This is a genomic window from Bacillus sp. PK3-067 (genome assembly GCF_056738645.1).
The window spans coordinates 5,278,425-5,296,190 of sequence record NZ_CP096490.1; the positions used below are offsets into that span (position 1 = coordinate 5,278,425).

9 protein-coding genes and 1 pseudogene are annotated in these 17,766 nt (G+C 34.5%); 4 read left to right on the top strand and 6 right to left on the bottom strand.

The features are described 5' to 3' along the window. Nucleotides 1-436: 436 nt before the first annotated feature. The 3 genes from M1D73_RS27245 (at nucleotide 437) to M1D73_RS27255 (ending at nucleotide 12,201) form a co-directional block, all read left to right on the top strand. A complete protein-coding gene (locus M1D73_RS27245; RefSeq protein WP_121868353.1) occupies nucleotides 437-9,790 on the top strand; it encodes a SpaA isopeptide-forming pilin-related protein in 9,354 nt (3,117 codons plus the stop codon). Nucleotides 9,791-10,279: 489 nt separating this feature from the next. Then, the gene (locus tag M1D73_RS27250; RefSeq protein WP_098212628.1) at nucleotides 10,280-11,680 is read left to right on the top strand and encodes a M28 family metallopeptidase; all 1,401 of its coding nucleotides are present in this window, start codon (nucleotides 10,280-10,282) and stop codon (nucleotides 11,678-11,680) included. Between the two features lie 146 nt (nucleotides 11,681-11,826). Then, nucleotides 11,827-12,201, top strand: coding sequence for a hypothetical protein (locus tag M1D73_RS27255; RefSeq protein ID WP_098212629.1), 375 nt, complete (start codon nucleotides 11,827-11,829; stop codon nucleotides 12,199-12,201). Between the two features lie 26 nt (nucleotides 12,202-12,227). On the opposite strand, the gene M1D73_RS27260 is transcribed toward M1D73_RS27255, so the two are convergent. The 5 genes and pseudogenes from M1D73_RS27260 to M1D73_RS27280 form a co-directional block, all read right to left on the bottom strand. Continuing rightward, a complete protein-coding gene (locus M1D73_RS27260; RefSeq protein WP_001001598.1) occupies nucleotides 12,228-12,899 on the bottom strand; it encodes an ECF-type sigma factor negative effector in 672 nt (223 codons plus the stop codon). Then, entirely contained in the window at nucleotides 12,892-13,197 is a 306-nt protein-coding gene (locus M1D73_RS27265) for an anti-sigma factor (protein ID WP_098212630.1), read from the bottom strand. The genes M1D73_RS27260 and M1D73_RS27265 overlap by 8 nt, the downstream gene beginning before the upstream one ends. After that, nucleotides 13,184-13,711, bottom strand: a pseudogene (locus M1D73_RS27270) (RNA polymerase sigma factor). Before M1D73_RS27270 ends, M1D73_RS27265 begins: the two are co-directional and overlap by 14 nt. Before the next feature lie 151 nt (nucleotides 13,712-13,862). Further along, a complete protein-coding gene (gene argS, locus M1D73_RS27275) occupies nucleotides 13,863-15,533 on the bottom strand; it encodes an arginine--tRNA ligase (protein ID WP_001086454.1) in 1,671 nt (556 codons plus the stop codon). Further along, nucleotides 15,533-15,970: a YwiB family protein gene (locus M1D73_RS27280; protein WP_000414867.1), complete on the bottom strand. Its 438-nt coding sequence runs from the start codon at nucleotides 15,968-15,970 to the stop codon at nucleotides 15,533-15,535. Before M1D73_RS27280 ends, argS begins: the two co-directional genes overlap by 1 nt. 202 nt (nucleotides 15,971-16,172) lie before the next feature. On the opposite strand from M1D73_RS27280, the gene M1D73_RS27285 reads away from it, so the two are divergent. Continuing rightward, a complete protein-coding gene (locus tag M1D73_RS27285) occupies nucleotides 16,173-17,159 on the top strand; it encodes a S66 family peptidase (protein WP_000613226.1) in 987 nt (328 codons plus the stop codon). A 25-nt stretch (nucleotides 17,160-17,184) separates the two neighbouring features. Here M1D73_RS27285 and M1D73_RS27290 read toward each other — a convergent pair whose 3' ends face one another. Next, a complete protein-coding gene (locus tag M1D73_RS27290) occupies nucleotides 17,185-17,547 on the bottom strand; it encodes a YxeA family protein (RefSeq protein ID WP_000779922.1) in 363 nt (120 codons plus the stop codon). Nucleotides 17,548-17,766: the final 219 nt, after the last annotated feature.

Genomic DNA, 17,766 nt, shown 5'->3' on the forward strand with positions numbered 1-17,766 from the left:
ATATTGTCTTCATTCTGACCAAAACCAACCCTATCTAGCTTTTTATCTCCACATAACTTTAAGGCAAAAATAAGCCTTCACAAAGGGATACACTACATTGGTTAGTATGTATCGTAAAACTTACCTTTATAACCATTCTTTTTTACTAGATATACATGAAAACTATCTCACATATAAAGGTCTGATATCATTCTTTATATCAGTATTTTTTTCGACATTTTTTGTCGAATTGTGTATATTTCCATAGAACTGTGTAAATATACATTTTGTTTTACGTTAAACAATTTTACTTTGAACATAATCCTGTTTGTCTGAGAACGCGTATAGAAACGGAGGGATAGCAAAAATAAATAGCTTATAACAAATACTTTTAATATTCCATTTGTTCATGTGGAATAAGTCCCCAATGGACAAATGAATGTTCAGAGGAGGAAAAATGAAAAAAATTTTTAATGTATGTTTAATTGTATTCGTACTATTTTCGCAACTTGCTAGTTTTCCATACAATCAAGTAAAAGCGGAAACCTTAACAGGAGATTCCTTATTTGACACTGTTGAAATGAAAGATGCAACGAATCATATTATTGACGAAGCAAAAAATCCTAACAATTTAATAAAGATAGGATCAATCATTCAAGTAGAATACGCTTGGTCAATAAAGGATCAACAAGCTGCACACGCAAATGATACAGCAATAGTTCAAATACCACTTGCATTAAAAGTATCTAAAGATTTGCAAGGAGATTTAGTAACAGATCAAAAAAATATTGGTCAATATTTTATAACAGCTAAAGATAATAAATTAAAATTAATATTTAATAATCAAGTAGAAAATTTGAAAGACGCTAAAGGAAAAATTAAAGTTGATACCGTGTTTAACTCAACTTTAAAAACTGGAGAAAAATCAGTTCAAATCGCTTTTCCTTTAGGAACAATGGTTCAGCCTATATCAGTTCCTGTTCAAGTAGAAAACTCTAAAGAAGATAGCACCAAACAGGATACTAATAAACAAGCGCAAGATCCAGTAGCTAAACCTGTTACTGACAATCCGGAGCAAGATCCAGCAACTAAACCTGTTACTGATAATCCGGAACAAAACCCAACAACTAAAACTGTTACTGATAATCCAGAACAAAACCCAACAACTAAAACTGTTACCGATAATCCGGAACAAAACCCAGCAGCTAAAACTGCCACTGATAATCCGGAACAAAACCCAGCAGCTAAAATTGCTACTGACAATCCAGAACAAAAGCTAGCAAGCGACCCTGCTGAGAATACAAATTCAGGTCCAAAGCAAATAACAACAAACATTTTAACCAGTGTAAAGTTGACGGATAAAGACGGAAAACCATTTACAGAGGATAACCGTCCAAGTACAGATTCCCCTGCCAATATTGAGTTTACATGGGAACTTTTAAAATCAATGAATGTGAAAAATGGAGATTACTATATTTTTGATCTTCCTAAACATTTTAAGATTTACAATACAATTAACAGTCCTTTATATGATAGTGAAAACCATCAAATTGGTAATTTTACTGTTACAAAAGATGGAAAAGTCACAATGACATTCAACGATTATGTTGAAGAGCATCCAGATGTTGCTGGTAACCTACAATTAAAGACAGAATTTAATAAAGCTGAAATTAAAGGTACAACAACACAAGAAATTCCTTTCCCGATTAAAGATAAGGATGTTTCTATTACAGTTGACTTTAAGCCTAATGTACAAACAGCTACGAATAAAAAGGGTTTACCTGATAGACCAATTAATACAAATGAAATTAATTGGAAAGTAGAGATGAACAAAACGAAAGACCCCCTTAAAAACGCTGTTTTTAAAGATAACATTCCACAAGGTACAAGCTTAAATAAAGATTCTATTAAAGTTTATTATTTAGAAGTTGATGTTAATGGGAATGTAACGCGTGGTGCAGAAGCTGAGCCAACAGATTACAATATTATTTCATCAGATGGCTCAAAATTGGAGATTGCTTTCAAAGATTCTATCAATAAAGCATATCAAATCGAATATGCCACAAAAATTACTGATGAAAATATTAAAAGTTTCCGAAATAACGTTACGATAACGAGTGATAATCAAAAGCAACAAAACGCAAGTTCTACTGTAACGGTTTCTCGTGGTACACACTTAAATAAAACAAGTAAATATGATCCAAAGACGCAAACAATTGAGTGGACAATTACTTACAATGGTGATCAAAGAGAGATCAAAAAAGCTGATGCGATTTTAAAAGATATTTTTGACGATACACACGAACTAGATGCAAATTCTATTGTTGTAAAAAACGCTTCATATAATGAAAAAGGAACGCTTGTAACAGGAGACGCTGTTAATAATTACACTGTAAATAACAAGAAGAATGGATTCGATTTACAGTTTAATGATGATATTAATAGTGCTTATGTGATTACCTATAAAACCAAGCCAACTAATAAAGTTATAGAAGATGGAAAAGTAAAAAATAAAGTTACAGCTGATAATGATTCAAGTAAAGAAAATGAAGCTAGCTTCAAGCAGCAAAATATTATTAAATCTAATAATAAAGCTGAAACAAATTATAAAGACAAAACAACAACTTGGACAATTATAGTAAATAATAACAACTATCCATTAAGCAACGCGATTATTACGGACACCTTTGATCATGGTGGATTACAATTAAAAGATAAGAAACTAGAAATTAAAGACGGAAATTATACCCTTCAAGCTGGGACTGACTATGTTTTAGATGTAACAGATAAAGGCTTCAAAATTACTCTTATAGGTACGTATCAGTCTAATATGACAAAGACATTAGTCGTAAAATATACGACAGACTTTGATTATACAAAGCTAGAAAGTGGTAAAACTTCATTTAAAAATACAGGTAACCTTTCTTGGATAGATACGGATTCTAATCCACAATCAAATAAAGTTGAAGCTAATTTCGATCCTGATACTTTCACAAAGGCAAATGGTTATAAATACGGTTCTTATAACGCCCAAACGAAGGAAATTACTTGGATAATAGGCTTTAACTATAATAATGTTGAGATTAAAGATCCTTATGTTATAGACGTAATACAAGATAAACAAAAATTAGTGCCTGGATCCATTGAAGTGCGCGATATGATTCTAAATGGAAATCCTGATAATGCACAACCTGGTAATGCTGTACCAACTGAGAAATATGAACTTGAAGAACCTACAGAGAAAAATAAAAACACCCTAAAGGTTCATTTCAAACAATCAATTAATTCACCTTACTATATTATCTTTAAAACAAGCCTTGATGGTGAACTTATCCAAGGCACCTACAAAAACGAGGCAGATTTAAAAGATGGCTCTAAAATCGTAAACACCCTTACAGGTGACACTCAAGTAAATAAAGGTGGCAGCTTCGTTACTAAAAAAGCTGTGCAAGACGACAACTATATTAATTGGAGTATCGCAATTAACGAAAGCCAATCAACCATTGCAGATGCCGTTGTAACAGATGATCCAACCGAAAATCAGGTAATTGTGGAAGATTCATTCCACTTATATCCTACAACTGTTGATCCATATGGAAATTTAACAAAAGATACAGTAAACGAATTAAAAGAAGGAACAGACTATAAACTCAAAATAACAACAGACAATAATACCGGAAAGCAACATTTCGAAATTGCCTTCTTGAAAAAAATTGATCGAGCTTATATTTTAGAATATCGCTCACTTATTAATGCAGACGATAAAGAAAAAGTAAGTAATAAAGCGAAAATCACAGGCAATAAGTTGACAGTTAAAAACACAGAAACTACTGAAACGATTGAAGTGAGAATGTCTTCTGGTTCAGGCGGAGGATCTGCTACTAAAGGCCGTGGAAACCTTGAAATTATAAAGGTAGATAACGACAATAAGAACGCACTATTAGCTGGGGCAGAATTTACTTTATACGATCGTACAGGTAAAACTGTTATCCGTAAAATTACAACAGACAAAGACGGTATCGCTAAATTTAATAATTTAAAACGCGATAAATATTTATTAAAAGAAACAAAGGCTCCTGAAGGCTATGTAATTAGCTGGGATTTAAAACAAGGGAAAATTGTTGAACTTGGTACACAAGAGACTACAACATATAAACTTGCAAATAAGAAGTTTGTCGGTAAAGTAGTTTTAACAAAGTCTGATGACCTGAATAAAAACGTCACACTGCAAGGTGCCGTTTTCACACTACTTGATAAAGACAAAAAAATAATTTCAGAACACGAAAAATTAACAACAAATAATCAAGGACAAATTACTGTAGATAATTTAAAACCAGGAACTTACTACTTACAAGAAACAACTGCTCCTGAGCATTATAAATTAGACAGTACACCTATACAATTCACAATCAAAGAAGATCAAACAACAGTAATAAACCGAACTGCAACAAACAGTTTGATTCCAGGATCGGCCATTTTAACAAAATTCGATAAAGCTGGAAAAACTTTAGCAGGTGCGGAGTTCAGTGTACGCGATCGATATAACAAAGTAATTCGTGGATATGAAAAATTAACGACAAATGATCAAGGACAAATCGAAGCAAAAGATTTACGCCCTGGAGACTATCAATTTGTCGAAGAAAAAGCACCTAAAGATTACGACATAGATAAAAAACCAATTGAGTTTACAATTATAAAAAGTCAAAAGAAAGCACTTACTGTTACAGCGACAAATCACCTCATTAAAGGTGGTGTCACTTTAACGAAAGTCGATGATGTCGATGGCACTGCCCTTGAAGGTGCTGTATTTAAAATTGTCGATGCGAATGACGAGAAACAAGTAATTCGTGAAAATATAAAAACAGGTTCAGATGGAAAAGTTACCGTTAAAGATTTAGAGCCTGGTGCTTATAAATTTATCGAAACAGAAGCTCCTAAGGATTATACGTTAAGTACAAACCCTATCGAGTTTACAATTGATAAAAGCCAACAAGCTCTTGCTACTGTTACGGCAAATAACAGCTTAAAAACGGGCGAGGTTGAATTATTAAAAGTTGATGAGTTTGGTGAGAAAAAACCACTAGAAGGTGCTGTATTCAAACTTGTCGATACAAATAATAATGACGTTTCCCCTCACACTAACTTAACTACTGATAAACATGGTAAAGTTAAAGTTAGTAACCTACGTCCTGGTACGTATAAATTTATTGAAATAGCTGCTCCTGAACATTACGTTTTACGAGCAGAACCTATTGAATTTACAATCGATAGAAGTCAGAAAGAAACTCTACTTGTGAAAGCTGAAAATGCTTTAAAACCAGGAGATGTTGAATTAACAAAAGTTGATGATATCGATGGTACAGCTCTTGAAGGTGCTGTATTTAAAATTGTTGATGCAAATGATGAAAAGAAAGTTATTCGCAAAAATGTAAAAACTGGTGCAGATGGTAAAGCTATCGCTACTGGCTTACGCCCTGGCGATTATAAATTTATCGAAGTAACAGCACCGAAGTATTACGACAAAAATACAAAACCAATTAAATTTACGATTACAGAAAGTCAAACAACTCAGGCTACTGTTACCGCTAAAAACAGCTTAACAAAAGGCGGTATTGAGTTAACAAAAGTGAATGCTGCAGATGAAAAAGAAACACTTGAAGGTGCAGTATTTAAAATCGTTAATAGAGATACTAATGAAGATGTTCGTACGGACCTTGTTACGAATAGTAAAGGAATGCTAGTTGTAGATGACTTACGTCCTGGTAACTATAAGCTTATCGAAACAAAGGCTCCAACTTATTACGATGTAAATGTAGAACCAATTGAATTTACAATCGAAAAAGGACAACAAAAACTCCTTCCACTTACATTTAAAAATAGTTTAACGAAAGGAAAAGTTAAACTTATTAAAGAAGATGATGTGGAAAGTAGTAAAGCTCTTGCCGGCGCTGTATTCACATTGCAAGATGCAACTGGCAAAGAAATTATGAAAGATTTAACAACAGATGATTACGGAGTATTAGTTATTCCTGATTTAGCACCAGGGGATTATCAATTTATCGAAACAAAAGCCCCTGAACATTATAAATTAGACAAAACACCTATTAAGTTCACAATTAAAAGAGGTAGTAAGGAAGATCTTCCTATCCCTGTTACTGTAAAAAACAGTTTACTTACAGGTGGCGTCACTTTAACAAAAGTTGATGATGTTGATGGCACTATTCTTGAAGGTGCAGAATTTATAATCGTTGACGCTCATGATACTAAAAAGGTAATTCGCAAAGGTTTAACGACTGATAAAAACGGTAAAATTTCTGCTTCTGATTTACGTCCTGGAGACTATCAATTTATTGAAGTAAAAGCTCCAAAAGACTATACCTTAAGCAAAGACCCTATTCCATTCACTATCGAAAAAAGTCAAAAAGAGAATATTACTGTTACTGCTACTAACAGTTTAAAGAAAGGTGCAGTAACATTAACAAAAATTGACGACATCGATCGTACGATGCTCGAAGGTGCAATCTTTAAGATTGTTGATATGAATGGTAAGGAAGTTCATACGAATCTTGTTACAGATAAAAACGGTAAAATTTCTGTTTCTGATTTACGCCCTGGAGACTATCAGTTCATTGAAACAAAAGCTCCTGAGCACTATGTATTAGATGAAACAACGATTCCATTTACAATTGAAAGAAGTCAAACGAAAGAGATCAATGTTACAGGCAAAAATGCTTTGAAAAACGGTAGCGTTGAACTAACAAAGATTGACGATATTGATATAAATACAAAACTTGCTAACGCCGTATTTAATTTATTAGATGCAGACGGAGAGCTAGTTAAAGAAGGCTTAAAAACAAATGATGAAGGTAAAATTGTTGTTGAAAACCTACGTCCTGGTACGTATCAATTCGTTGAAACAATTGCTCCTGAACATTACGATTTAGATAAAAATCCTATCGTATTTACAATTAAAAAGAGCCAAACTGAAACTCTTCATGTCACTGCTACAAATGCTTTAACAAAGGGTGCAGTTAAACTTGCTAAAGTTGATGATGTTGATGGCACTGTTCTTAAAGATGCAGTATTTAAAATTGTTAATATGAATGGTGATGTAGTTCATAAAGACCTTGTTACAAATGAACAAGGAATAATCGAAATTAACGACCTACGTCCTGGTGATTACCAATTTATCGAAACGAAAGCTCCGAAGCATTACGTTTTAGATGAAACACCAATCAAATTCACTATTGAAAAAGGACAGAAGAAAGCTATTTCTTTAACTGCTACAAATAGCTTAAAACAAGGTAGTATCGAATTACTTAAAGTTGATGATTTAAACACTCAAACAAAACTTGCCGATGCGGTATTTAATTTACTAGATCAAGATGGCAAAGTACTTAAAACAGATTTAAAAACAAACAGCGAAGGTAAAATCGTTATCGAAAACTTACGTCCTGGTACGTATCAATTCGTTGAAATAACGGCTCCTGAACACTATGATTTAGACAAAAAACCAATTATATTTACAATTGAAAAAAGCCAAAAAGATATTGCTACCGTTACTATGAAAAATAGTTTAACAAAAGGCGGCGTGGAACTTTCTAAAGTGGATGACGTCGATGGCACTACTCTTGAAGGCGCAGTATTTAAAATTGTGGATATGAATGGTACTGTAATTCGCAAAAATCTTGTTACGAATCAACAAGGTAAAATTAGCGTTTCTGACCTACGTCCTGGTGATTATCAATTCATCGAGACAACGGCTCCGAAACACTACGATTTAAACAAAGAGCCGATTCCATTCACAATTACAAAGAGCCAAGCTGATCCTATCTCCGTTACAGCTACAAATAGCTTAACGAAAGGCGCTGTGGAACTTTCTAAAGTGGATGATGTAGAGGGTACTGCTCTTAAAGATGCGGTATTTAAAATTACTGATCTGAATGGTAACGACATTCGTACTGAGCTTACAACAGATGTACACGGAAAAATTTCTGTTTCTGATTTACGTCCTGGGGACTATCAGTTTGTTGAAACGAAAGCTCCTGAACACTATAAATTAGATAGTACACCTATTAAGTTTACAATTAAGAAAAGCCAAAAAGAAAAGCTCCAAGTTACTGCTACAAATAGCTTAACTGAGGGTGCTGTAGAATTAGTAAAAGTGGATGATATAAATCCAGATACAAAACTTTCTGATGCAGTGTTTAACATCATCGATGCGAAAGGTAAAATTGTTCGCACTGATTTAACTACTGATAAAGATGGTAAGATTACTGCTACGAACTTACGCCCAGGAGACTATCAATTCATTGAAACGAAAGCTCCGAAAGATTACGATTTAAATAAAACACCTATTAGCTTCACTATCGAAAGAAGTCAACTAACTCACACTTCTGTTACTGCTAAGAATGGCCTAACAAAAGGTGGCGTGGAATTAACGAAAGTTGACTCTATAGATAAGAAAGAAATGCTAGAAGGTGCGGTATTTAAAATTACTGATCTGAACGGTAACGACATTCGTACGAATTTAGTTACCAATAAAGACGGAAAAATCATCGCTAAAGACTTACAACCAGGAGACTATCAATTTATTGAAACAAAAGCTCCTAAACATTATGACTTAAATGAAGAACCAATTAAGTTCACAATCGAAAGAAGTCAAACAAAGCATGTCTTCGTTACAGCTATTAATAGCTTAACGGAAGGTAGTGTTGAGTTAATTAAAGTTGATGATGCCAAGCAAAACACAACACTTGAAGGTGCAGTATTTAAAATTGTTAATAAGGATGGACACGATGTTCGTACCGATTTAACTACTGATAAAAACGGCCGTTTAGTTGTGGATGAATTACCGCCAGGAGACTATGAGTTTATCGAAACGAAAGCTCCTGAACACTATGACTTAAACAAAACACCTATTAAGTTCACAGTTAAAAAAGGACAAGAAAAAATCGCCTCTGTTACTGCTACTAACAGCTTAACTAAAGGCGCAGTTGAATTAACTAAAGTTGATGACATCGATGGTACTACTCTTGAAGGAGCAATCTTTAAAATTGTAGATATGGACGGCAAGGATGTTCGTTCTGATTTAACTACTGATAAAGATGGGAAGATTTCTGTTTCTGATTTACGTCCGGGAGATTATCAGTTCATTGAAACGAAAGCTCCAACTGGCTATGATTTAAACATTAAACCAATTCCTTTCACAATTACGAAAGGACAATCTCAGATTACCTCTGTTACAGCTTTAAATAGTTTAACAACAGGTTCAATTGAGTTAACTAAAGTTGATATTGATCACCATGGAACACTTGAAGGTGCCATTTTCAATATTTTAGACCAAGATGGAAAAATCATCCGAGAAGGTTTAAAAACAGACCAACACGGAAAAGTAATCGTAAATGATTTGAAACCTGGTAATTATCAATTAGTAGAAACACAGGCTCCTAAAGGCTATCAATTAGATGCATCACCAATAAACTTTACAATTGATAAAGCCCAAGCTACACCACTACAAATTACAGTTTCAAATAAAAAGATTGAATCTTCGTCAGGTGGAGATGACAAGCCAGTTACTCCTCCAAATAAAGAAGAGAACAAAGGCAATGAAACATCTGAGAAACACGAAAACGGAACTTCCGAAGAAACATCGAATAAAACAGATAACAAACAGCAAGATGATCGAAATACGGATAAACACCTTCCAAATACAGGTCATAAAGAAGACCCTACACAAACAGTAGGTATCCTTCTTCTACTAGCTGGATTATTAAGTATTTTGGCTACAAAACGCAAAAAAAATTATTAATAATTTTTTCACATCCAATCAATCTCTCAATTGATTGGATGTTTTTTTATACAAAAAGGACGATACATAAAGTATCGTCCTTTTAACGGGGTGAGGCTGCCCAAAAGTACGGAAAACCTTTGAACAGCCTCTTATTTTCATATGGATGCCTTACATATATCACTGATAATAATTATGAAATGCGGAAACATAATTACCATCAACTGATTCAAACATGAGAAATGAAACCCTACAGTGGTTCCATTTCTCTACATAATCTAAAGTTTGGGTACACTAGATTCATGCAATGTAGGAGCTTTCAGAGTAGAAAGCGAACCTTCGTTTAAAATGATAGCATACATATCTTCCTCAAAAATATGCAAATATGCATATATTGTTTTTATTTCTCAATGTCAGAATATTGAAAAACAAAAGACTCGAAGGTAAAATAAAGTCATTATCCGTCTTCTTTTGTCAGTCACAGAGAATAGAAGAATAGGAGAGGAAAAAATGAGAAAATCATTGAAACAAAAAATAGTAAGCTCTTTGCTTGCTGTATCACTCGCTGTTAGCTTAGCTCCAATTGGGCAAGCAAAAGCGGATTCCACGTCAGAGGTTACACAAACTCCATCTATTACAAAACAGATTGATCCAAACCGCGCGATTGAACATGTTCGTTTCTTATCTGAAACAATTGGTCCTCGCCCCGGTGGAACAAAATCCGAAGAATGGGCTTCTCGTTACATTGGTATGCAGCTTAAATCAATGGGCTATGACGTAGAATATCAACCATTTCAGGTGCCCGATCAATACGTTGGATTCATTGAATCACCACTATCAACAAAACGTAATTGGCAAGCTGGTGCTGCTCCTAATGCACTCATTTCTACAGAAGCTGTTACAGCTCCCCTTATCTTTGTTCAAGGTGGGACAAAATTAGAAGATATTCCAAATGAAGTAAACGGTAAAATTGTTTTATTTGAAAGAGGAACGACAGTTACAGACTATAATAAACAAGTTGAAAATGCTGTTAGCAAAGGTGCAAAAGGTGTTCTTTTATACAGTTTAATTGGCGGACGCGGAAATTATGGACAAACCTTCAATCCCCGCCTAACGAAAAAGCAGTCTATCCCTGTCTTTGGTCTTGCTTATGCGCAAGGAAATGCATTTAAAGAAGAACTCGCTAAAAAAGGGACAACAATTCTTTCCCTAAAAGCGAGACATGAATCTAAATTAACATCTCTAAATGTTATCGCCAAAAAGAAACCAAAAAAGAGTACAGGTAATGAGAAAGCAGTCGTTGTAAGCTCGCACTATGATAGTGTTGTCGGAGCACCTGGCGCAAATGATAATGCTTCTGGAACTGGATTAGTATTAGAACTAGCTCGTGCTTTTCAAAATGTAGAAACTGATAAAGAAATTCGCTTTATTACCTTTGGTTCTGAAGAAACTGGATTACTTGGTTCGGATTATTACGTGAATAGTCTATCCCAGAAAGAACGCGACCGTATTTTAGGTGTCTTTAACGCCGACATGGTTGCAACAAATTATGATAAAGCAAAGAATTTATACGCTATGACACCTGATGGCTCTACAAACTTTGTAACAGACGCTGCCTTGCAAGCAGGTAAACAACTAAATAATGACCTCGTCCTACAAGGTAAATTCGGTTCTAGTGATCATGTTCCATTTGCTGAAGCTGGTATTCCTGCTGCTCTATTCATTTGGATGGGTGTCGATAGTTGGAATCCATTAATCTATCATATTGAGAAGGTATACCATACACCTCAAGATAACGTATTAGAAAACATTTCACCTGAACGAATGAGAATGGCATTAGACGTTATCGGAACAGGAGTTTATAACTCGCTTCAAAAACCTGTTCCTCAAACTGAACAGAAAGCTGCTTAATCATTTAAAAGACCACTGATTTTATCAGTGGTCTTTTATTGAGAAAAAATATATATGCATAAAAGCATATTTTATCCTACCCATTATCGTATACAATATTAACTGTAACAACACCGATTACAACTAATAAGGAGGCTTTTTCTATTATGAAAAAAATGATTTTAGCAGGTGCATTAACTTTAGCAGGAATTACTGGAGCTACTGCGTTTATTCATGAAACAAAAGTCGCTGCTGCCGCTCAAGAACAAAGCTTTACAAAATTTTATTCTTTGCAAACTGGAGGTAGTTCTGAACAAGAACCTATTTTCCTTCAAAAAGGACAAGAACTAACAATTCATCCTAACAGCAAAACTCCTAGTTACAGTGTTTATGACTCAAATCATAACCTAATTGGACGTTATTCTGATGGTTACGGCCGAATTTTCACTGCAAAAACAGATGGAAATATGTATGTTCAATTTCATGCACCTTACGTTTACTATAGTCCTGTTAGTTTTTCTGTTACTTATACTATTCAATAAAAAAGAGGTCCTTTATAGGGCCCCTTTTATTTCTCTTGCCAATTCACTTTTACGAATCCATCTTTCACTTTTAATCCACTTATATTCAATACATACTCTTCATTTGCTTTTAAAGTAACTGTAAAACTACCTTTTTTCGATTCACAGATTTCCTTTAACTCTTTTATACCTTCTCCTCGTCTTTCATACACGCTAAAGCATAAGTTCCCTCGTTTTGCATCTGTCTCATAAGAAAATGTCACTTCTGTGTCCTTCTCATACTGAAGTTCAATATCTTTACCGGCAATATCCCATGATGAGAATTTCGCCTCGTAACTTGTCTCCCCTTGCTTCTCATTTTCTAAATATATATCTCCTGCTTTCCACGCGTCATTTAACGTTTGTGCAAAAGCAAAACCACTAAGTAATACAAACATTGTACTTGCCAATATCGCAACTAATGTTACTTTCTGTTTTTTAACAAAGTTCATCTTATATTCTCCTTCAACTTTCTTTTTACTTCTTCTTACCATATATAACAAAAAACCGATAAAAAATGGAAATATAACCGCTAAGACACTCCATCCTTTACTCATTTGATGTGCTTTAGCATCTGTATATACCCATGATGCAACACATATTAAAAGTGCTATAAAAGCTAAAAACATCGTCACTCCAGCTACTTCAAATAGTACAAACGGATTAGCGAACTCATTCATGTAATTTATACTCCTTCTTTAAAAATGACTGTATTACAACATATATCGGAATGTATACATGCATCATAATCACAATGGCTATTAACATAGGAATTTTATAATCCAAATGAGTGACAAATTGTTCTATAACAATTGTTAGCAAAACAATCCAAATGGTATGAATACAAATCATCCATTTCCTCTCTAACTTCTGAGCCTTTCGCACGCCCTGCTTCGTGTTATATATTAGCTCTTCGCTTGGAGTTATCTCTTCTGCTAAACTGCTCTTTATTTTCTGTTCAAATTTATCTTCCTTCATGAACGGACCCCTCCAAATGTTCTCGCATTTTCTTTTTCCCATAATTAAGCCGATACTTTACCGTACCAATCGGTATATTTAATATTTCGCTCATTTCTTTATAAGAGTATTGTTCATAATAGTAGAGTACGAGCACGGTTTTATATTTTTCATTCAATAGCTGTATAACTTCCCGTATCATTTCCGCTTCCACTTTTTGAATAAATTCTTCTGATATATTCACATCATCTGCGAAATCTATTTCTCCACCATCCTCTTTATGAAACAAATCCAATATTCGATCTTTCCACCTTTTTTTCTTACGATAAAAATCATAAAACGTACGAACACAAATTGTAGTAATTCATTTTTTATAATTCTCCACGTAAGAAAGTTGGTGCCGCGATGAAAAAACTTTTATCCATGTCTCTTGAAAAATATCTTCCGCGTCTTCTTTCGTCTTTGCTAACTTATAGCATAAGGAATATATTTGCTTCTTATATATATCAATTAATTCTTCTACCTTTTCTTCCATCATAAGCCTCCTGTCATTTATATAAGACGACGCAAATTCCCTTTTTGTTTGATAAAATTTTATTTTTTATTATCTCCACATAAAAAGGCAATCACAACATCGTGTGATTGCCTTTTATTTAAAAACGAAAGTCCGCTTCCGCTTTTCTTTATTACATTTTTTCTGGTGCAGATACTCCTACGATTGCTAATGCATTTTGAAGTGTAGTGCGTACTGCTTTCATTAACTCGTAACGAGCTTTACTTAATTCTAAATTATCTTGGTTTAATACTTTTTCTGCATTGTAGAAGCTGTGTAATGTTGCTGCTAATTCAAATGCATAGTTTGTAATACGGTGTGGTAGACGTTTTTGTGCTGCATCCGCAACTACCGCTGGGAATTCACCAAGTTTTTTCAGTAACTCTACTTCTTTTTCAGAAGTAACAAGTTTGTAGTTAACGTCTCCGCCTGTAGCTAATCCTAATTCTTCACCTTGGCGAAGGATGCTGCATACGCGAGCGTGAGCGTATTGTGCATAGTATACTGGGTTTTCATTAGATTTTGATACAGCTAAGTCCATATCGAAGTCTAAATGAGAGTCACCGCTACGCATTGCGAAGAAGTAACGCATTGCGTCCACGCCTACTTCTTCCATAAGCTCACGAAGTGTAACTGCTTTACCCGTACGCTTACTCATCTTCATTTTTTCACCATTTTGGTATAGTTGTACCATTTGGATGATTTCTACTTCAAGCGTGTCTTTATCGTAACCAAGTGCTTGAATAGCAGCTTTCATACGTGGAATATAACCGTGATGGTCAGCACCCCAAATGTTAATTAACTTATCGAAACCACGCTCTAATTTATCACGATGATACGCGATATCTGGCGTTAAGTATGTGTAAGAACCGTCATTTTTAATTAATACACGGTTTTTATCGTCACCGTAAGTCATTGAACGGAACCAAGTTGCACCGTCTTCTTCAAAGATCTCGTCGCGCTCTTTTAATACAGCAAGTGCTTGATCAATTTTCCCGTTTTTGTATAATGATGTTTCTGAGAACCATACATCAAATTTAACGCGGAAGCTTTCTAAGTCTTTTTGAAGTTTTGCTAATTCATATTTTAAACCGTACTCACGGTAGAATTCATAGCTTTCTTTTTCATCAGCTTTCGCATAACGATCACCGAATTCTTCTGCTAAACGTTTACCAATTCCAATGATATCCGCACCATGGTATCCGTCTTCTGGCATTTCTTTTTCTAAGCCTAAAGCTTGCATGTAACGAGCTTCAACAGAAAGAGCTAAGTTATGAATTTGGTTACCAGCGTCATTAATGTAGTACTCACGAGATACATCGTATCCTGCTTTTGCTAATAGGTTACATAAAGTGTCACCTACTGCCGCACCGCGTGCATGTCCTAAGTGAAGGTCACCTGTTGGATTCGCAGATACGAACTCAACTTGTACTTTTTCACCTTTACCAGTATTCGTTTCACCGTAAGCTTCACCAGCGTTTACGATTGTTGGAATTAAATCTGTTAAGTAGCTATTATCCATATAGAAGTTAATAAAACCAGGACCAGCGATTTCGATTTTTTCAATAGAAGCTTTTGCTTTATCGAAGTTTGCAACTAGTTCTTCTGCAATCATACGAGGTGCTTTTTTCGCAACGCGTGCAAGTTGCATTGCCATATTTGTAGAGAAGTCACCATTTGTTTTATCTTTTGGAGATTCTAATACAACGTTTGGAATTTGTTCTTCTGTCGCTAATTCTGCCTTTAATACAGCAGCCTGAATTTCTTCTTTAATCAATCCTTTTACCTGTTCTAAGGAATTCATTATTTTGCCTCCTTCAAATTAATTGTAATAGTATATCTGCCAGCTTCTTGTTCACTTAGAAGCAATGCGTACGTTAAGAAGAGTTGTCCTTTTTTCTTTTCATCCGACCATTTAAAAAGAACGTTATCAGTCTTTGTTTGCAATGCAAACGTACCAAGTTCACTCGTATACGTACCAGTTGTCCATTCACCTTTCACATGCGTCTGACGCATAGAAACAGCACCTGAACGCATAATGAGAACTTGTTCATCTTGAATTTTAATAATTGTTTTCACTTCGCCTTGTTCGTTCGGCTCCTGGAATGTTACATATGTACCTTGACCTTTTACATAGTATTGACCATTTGCTTCAAAAGCAACGGTTTCCTTCCTCGCCCCTTCACGGATTTCTGTTACGAAATGAACGTGTACCGGCAAGCCTGCAAGTTGTTTCTCCACGTCTTGCACACCTTTCAAATGTTATAGATATTAAATACTACTTATAATAAATCACTTTTCCTATCATATCAAAAAAAGACTCTGTCTGTCTGCTGAAAAATCAGGAAAACTCCATTTCAAAAAATAATTCACTTCTACTTTATTTCATATGATAAAATATTTTTTAAATCTAAATATTCTTTCAATTAAAGAGGTGAATGTAGTGATACCAACAAAGTTAAAAAAGGGTGCTGAAATACGAGTGATTTCACCATCGTGTAGTTTAAGTATTGTTTCAAATGAAAATAGAAAACTTGCTATAAAAAGATTAACTGACATGGGCTTTCAAGTTACATTCTCAAAATATGCTGATGAGATAGATCGATTTGCTTCCTCCTCTATTTCTTCCCGCATTCAAGACCTCCATGAAGCATTTCGAGACTCTAATGTAAAAGCTATTTTGACTACACTTGGCGGATACAACTCAAATGGTTTATTGAAACATCTCGATTATGATTTAATTCGTGAAAACCCGAAATTTTTCTGTGGTTATTCTGATATTACTGCCTTAAATAATGCAATTTACGCAAAAACAGGGCTTGTTACATATTCAGGACCCCATTTCTCTTCGTTTGGAATGGAGAAAGGGCTCGGGTATACAACCGATTACTTTTTAAAGTGCTTAACTTCTAATGAGCCTATTGAAGTCCTTCCATCTGAAACATGGAGCGATGATTCTTGGTATATAGATCAGGAAAATCGAGAATTTATTAAAAATGAAGGATATGTTTCAATTCAAGAAGGAGAAGCTACGGGAGATATTATCGGTGGCAATATGAGCACATTTAACTTACTGCAAGGTACACCATATATGCCAAATTTAAAGGAGAAAATTTTATTTATTGAAGAAGATAGTTTAACTGGAACATCTACTCTTAAAACTTTTGATCGTTATTTACATTCCCTTATGCAGCAGCAAGGTTTTGAATACATAAAGGGAATCGTTATAGGAAAGATGCAAAAAGGTGCAGAATGTACGATAGAAGACATTCAAGAAATGATTGGTTCAAAACCTGAACTTGCACATATCCCTATCATTGCAAACGCAAGTTTCGGGCATACAACCCCGATTTTCACTTTTCCAATTGGTGGACATGCAAAAATTATTTCTCACAAAGAGAAGACATCTATCACTATTTTAACGTACTAAAAAAGGAGCGAATGAGTCGCTCCTTTTATGGTTTTTCTATTTTTTTCAACGCTTTTTGCGGAATGGATTCTTTCGGGATTTCAGCCCATCCTTTTCCTTGCATACCTTTTGCATAAATTTTTATAAACGCCCCCGTATGCAATTCACGGTTCATCATTCTTTTAATAACCTGTAACTTTCCATCTTCTGTATACCCTTTAAAAGTATACAAGTATTCTCCGTCTTTTTTCTCACCTTTATCTATAACCGCATAATAATCTTGTATTTCTTTATTTGAAAAGAAGTTGTCTACAAAAGCATGTACACCTTCTGTTTTTGTGTTCAAATAATACGCTGTTCCACCTAGAATAATGGCGAATACAGCTAAAACTTTAATTACCAATTTCATACATGAACCTCCTGTTTGCACTTCTTTCTCGCTAGTATTATATCTATACTTGTATTATACGGAAAAGAGCATACTATACTCTATCTAAAAGTCTTACACTTTCCTTACATTATTGTAAGGGATTTTTTCTTACAACCAGTTCCCAAGAAAAAATTTTTCCGTTTCATACACTTTTATATTATTATTGAATGATACGAATTTTTATTACAAAAATCAAAG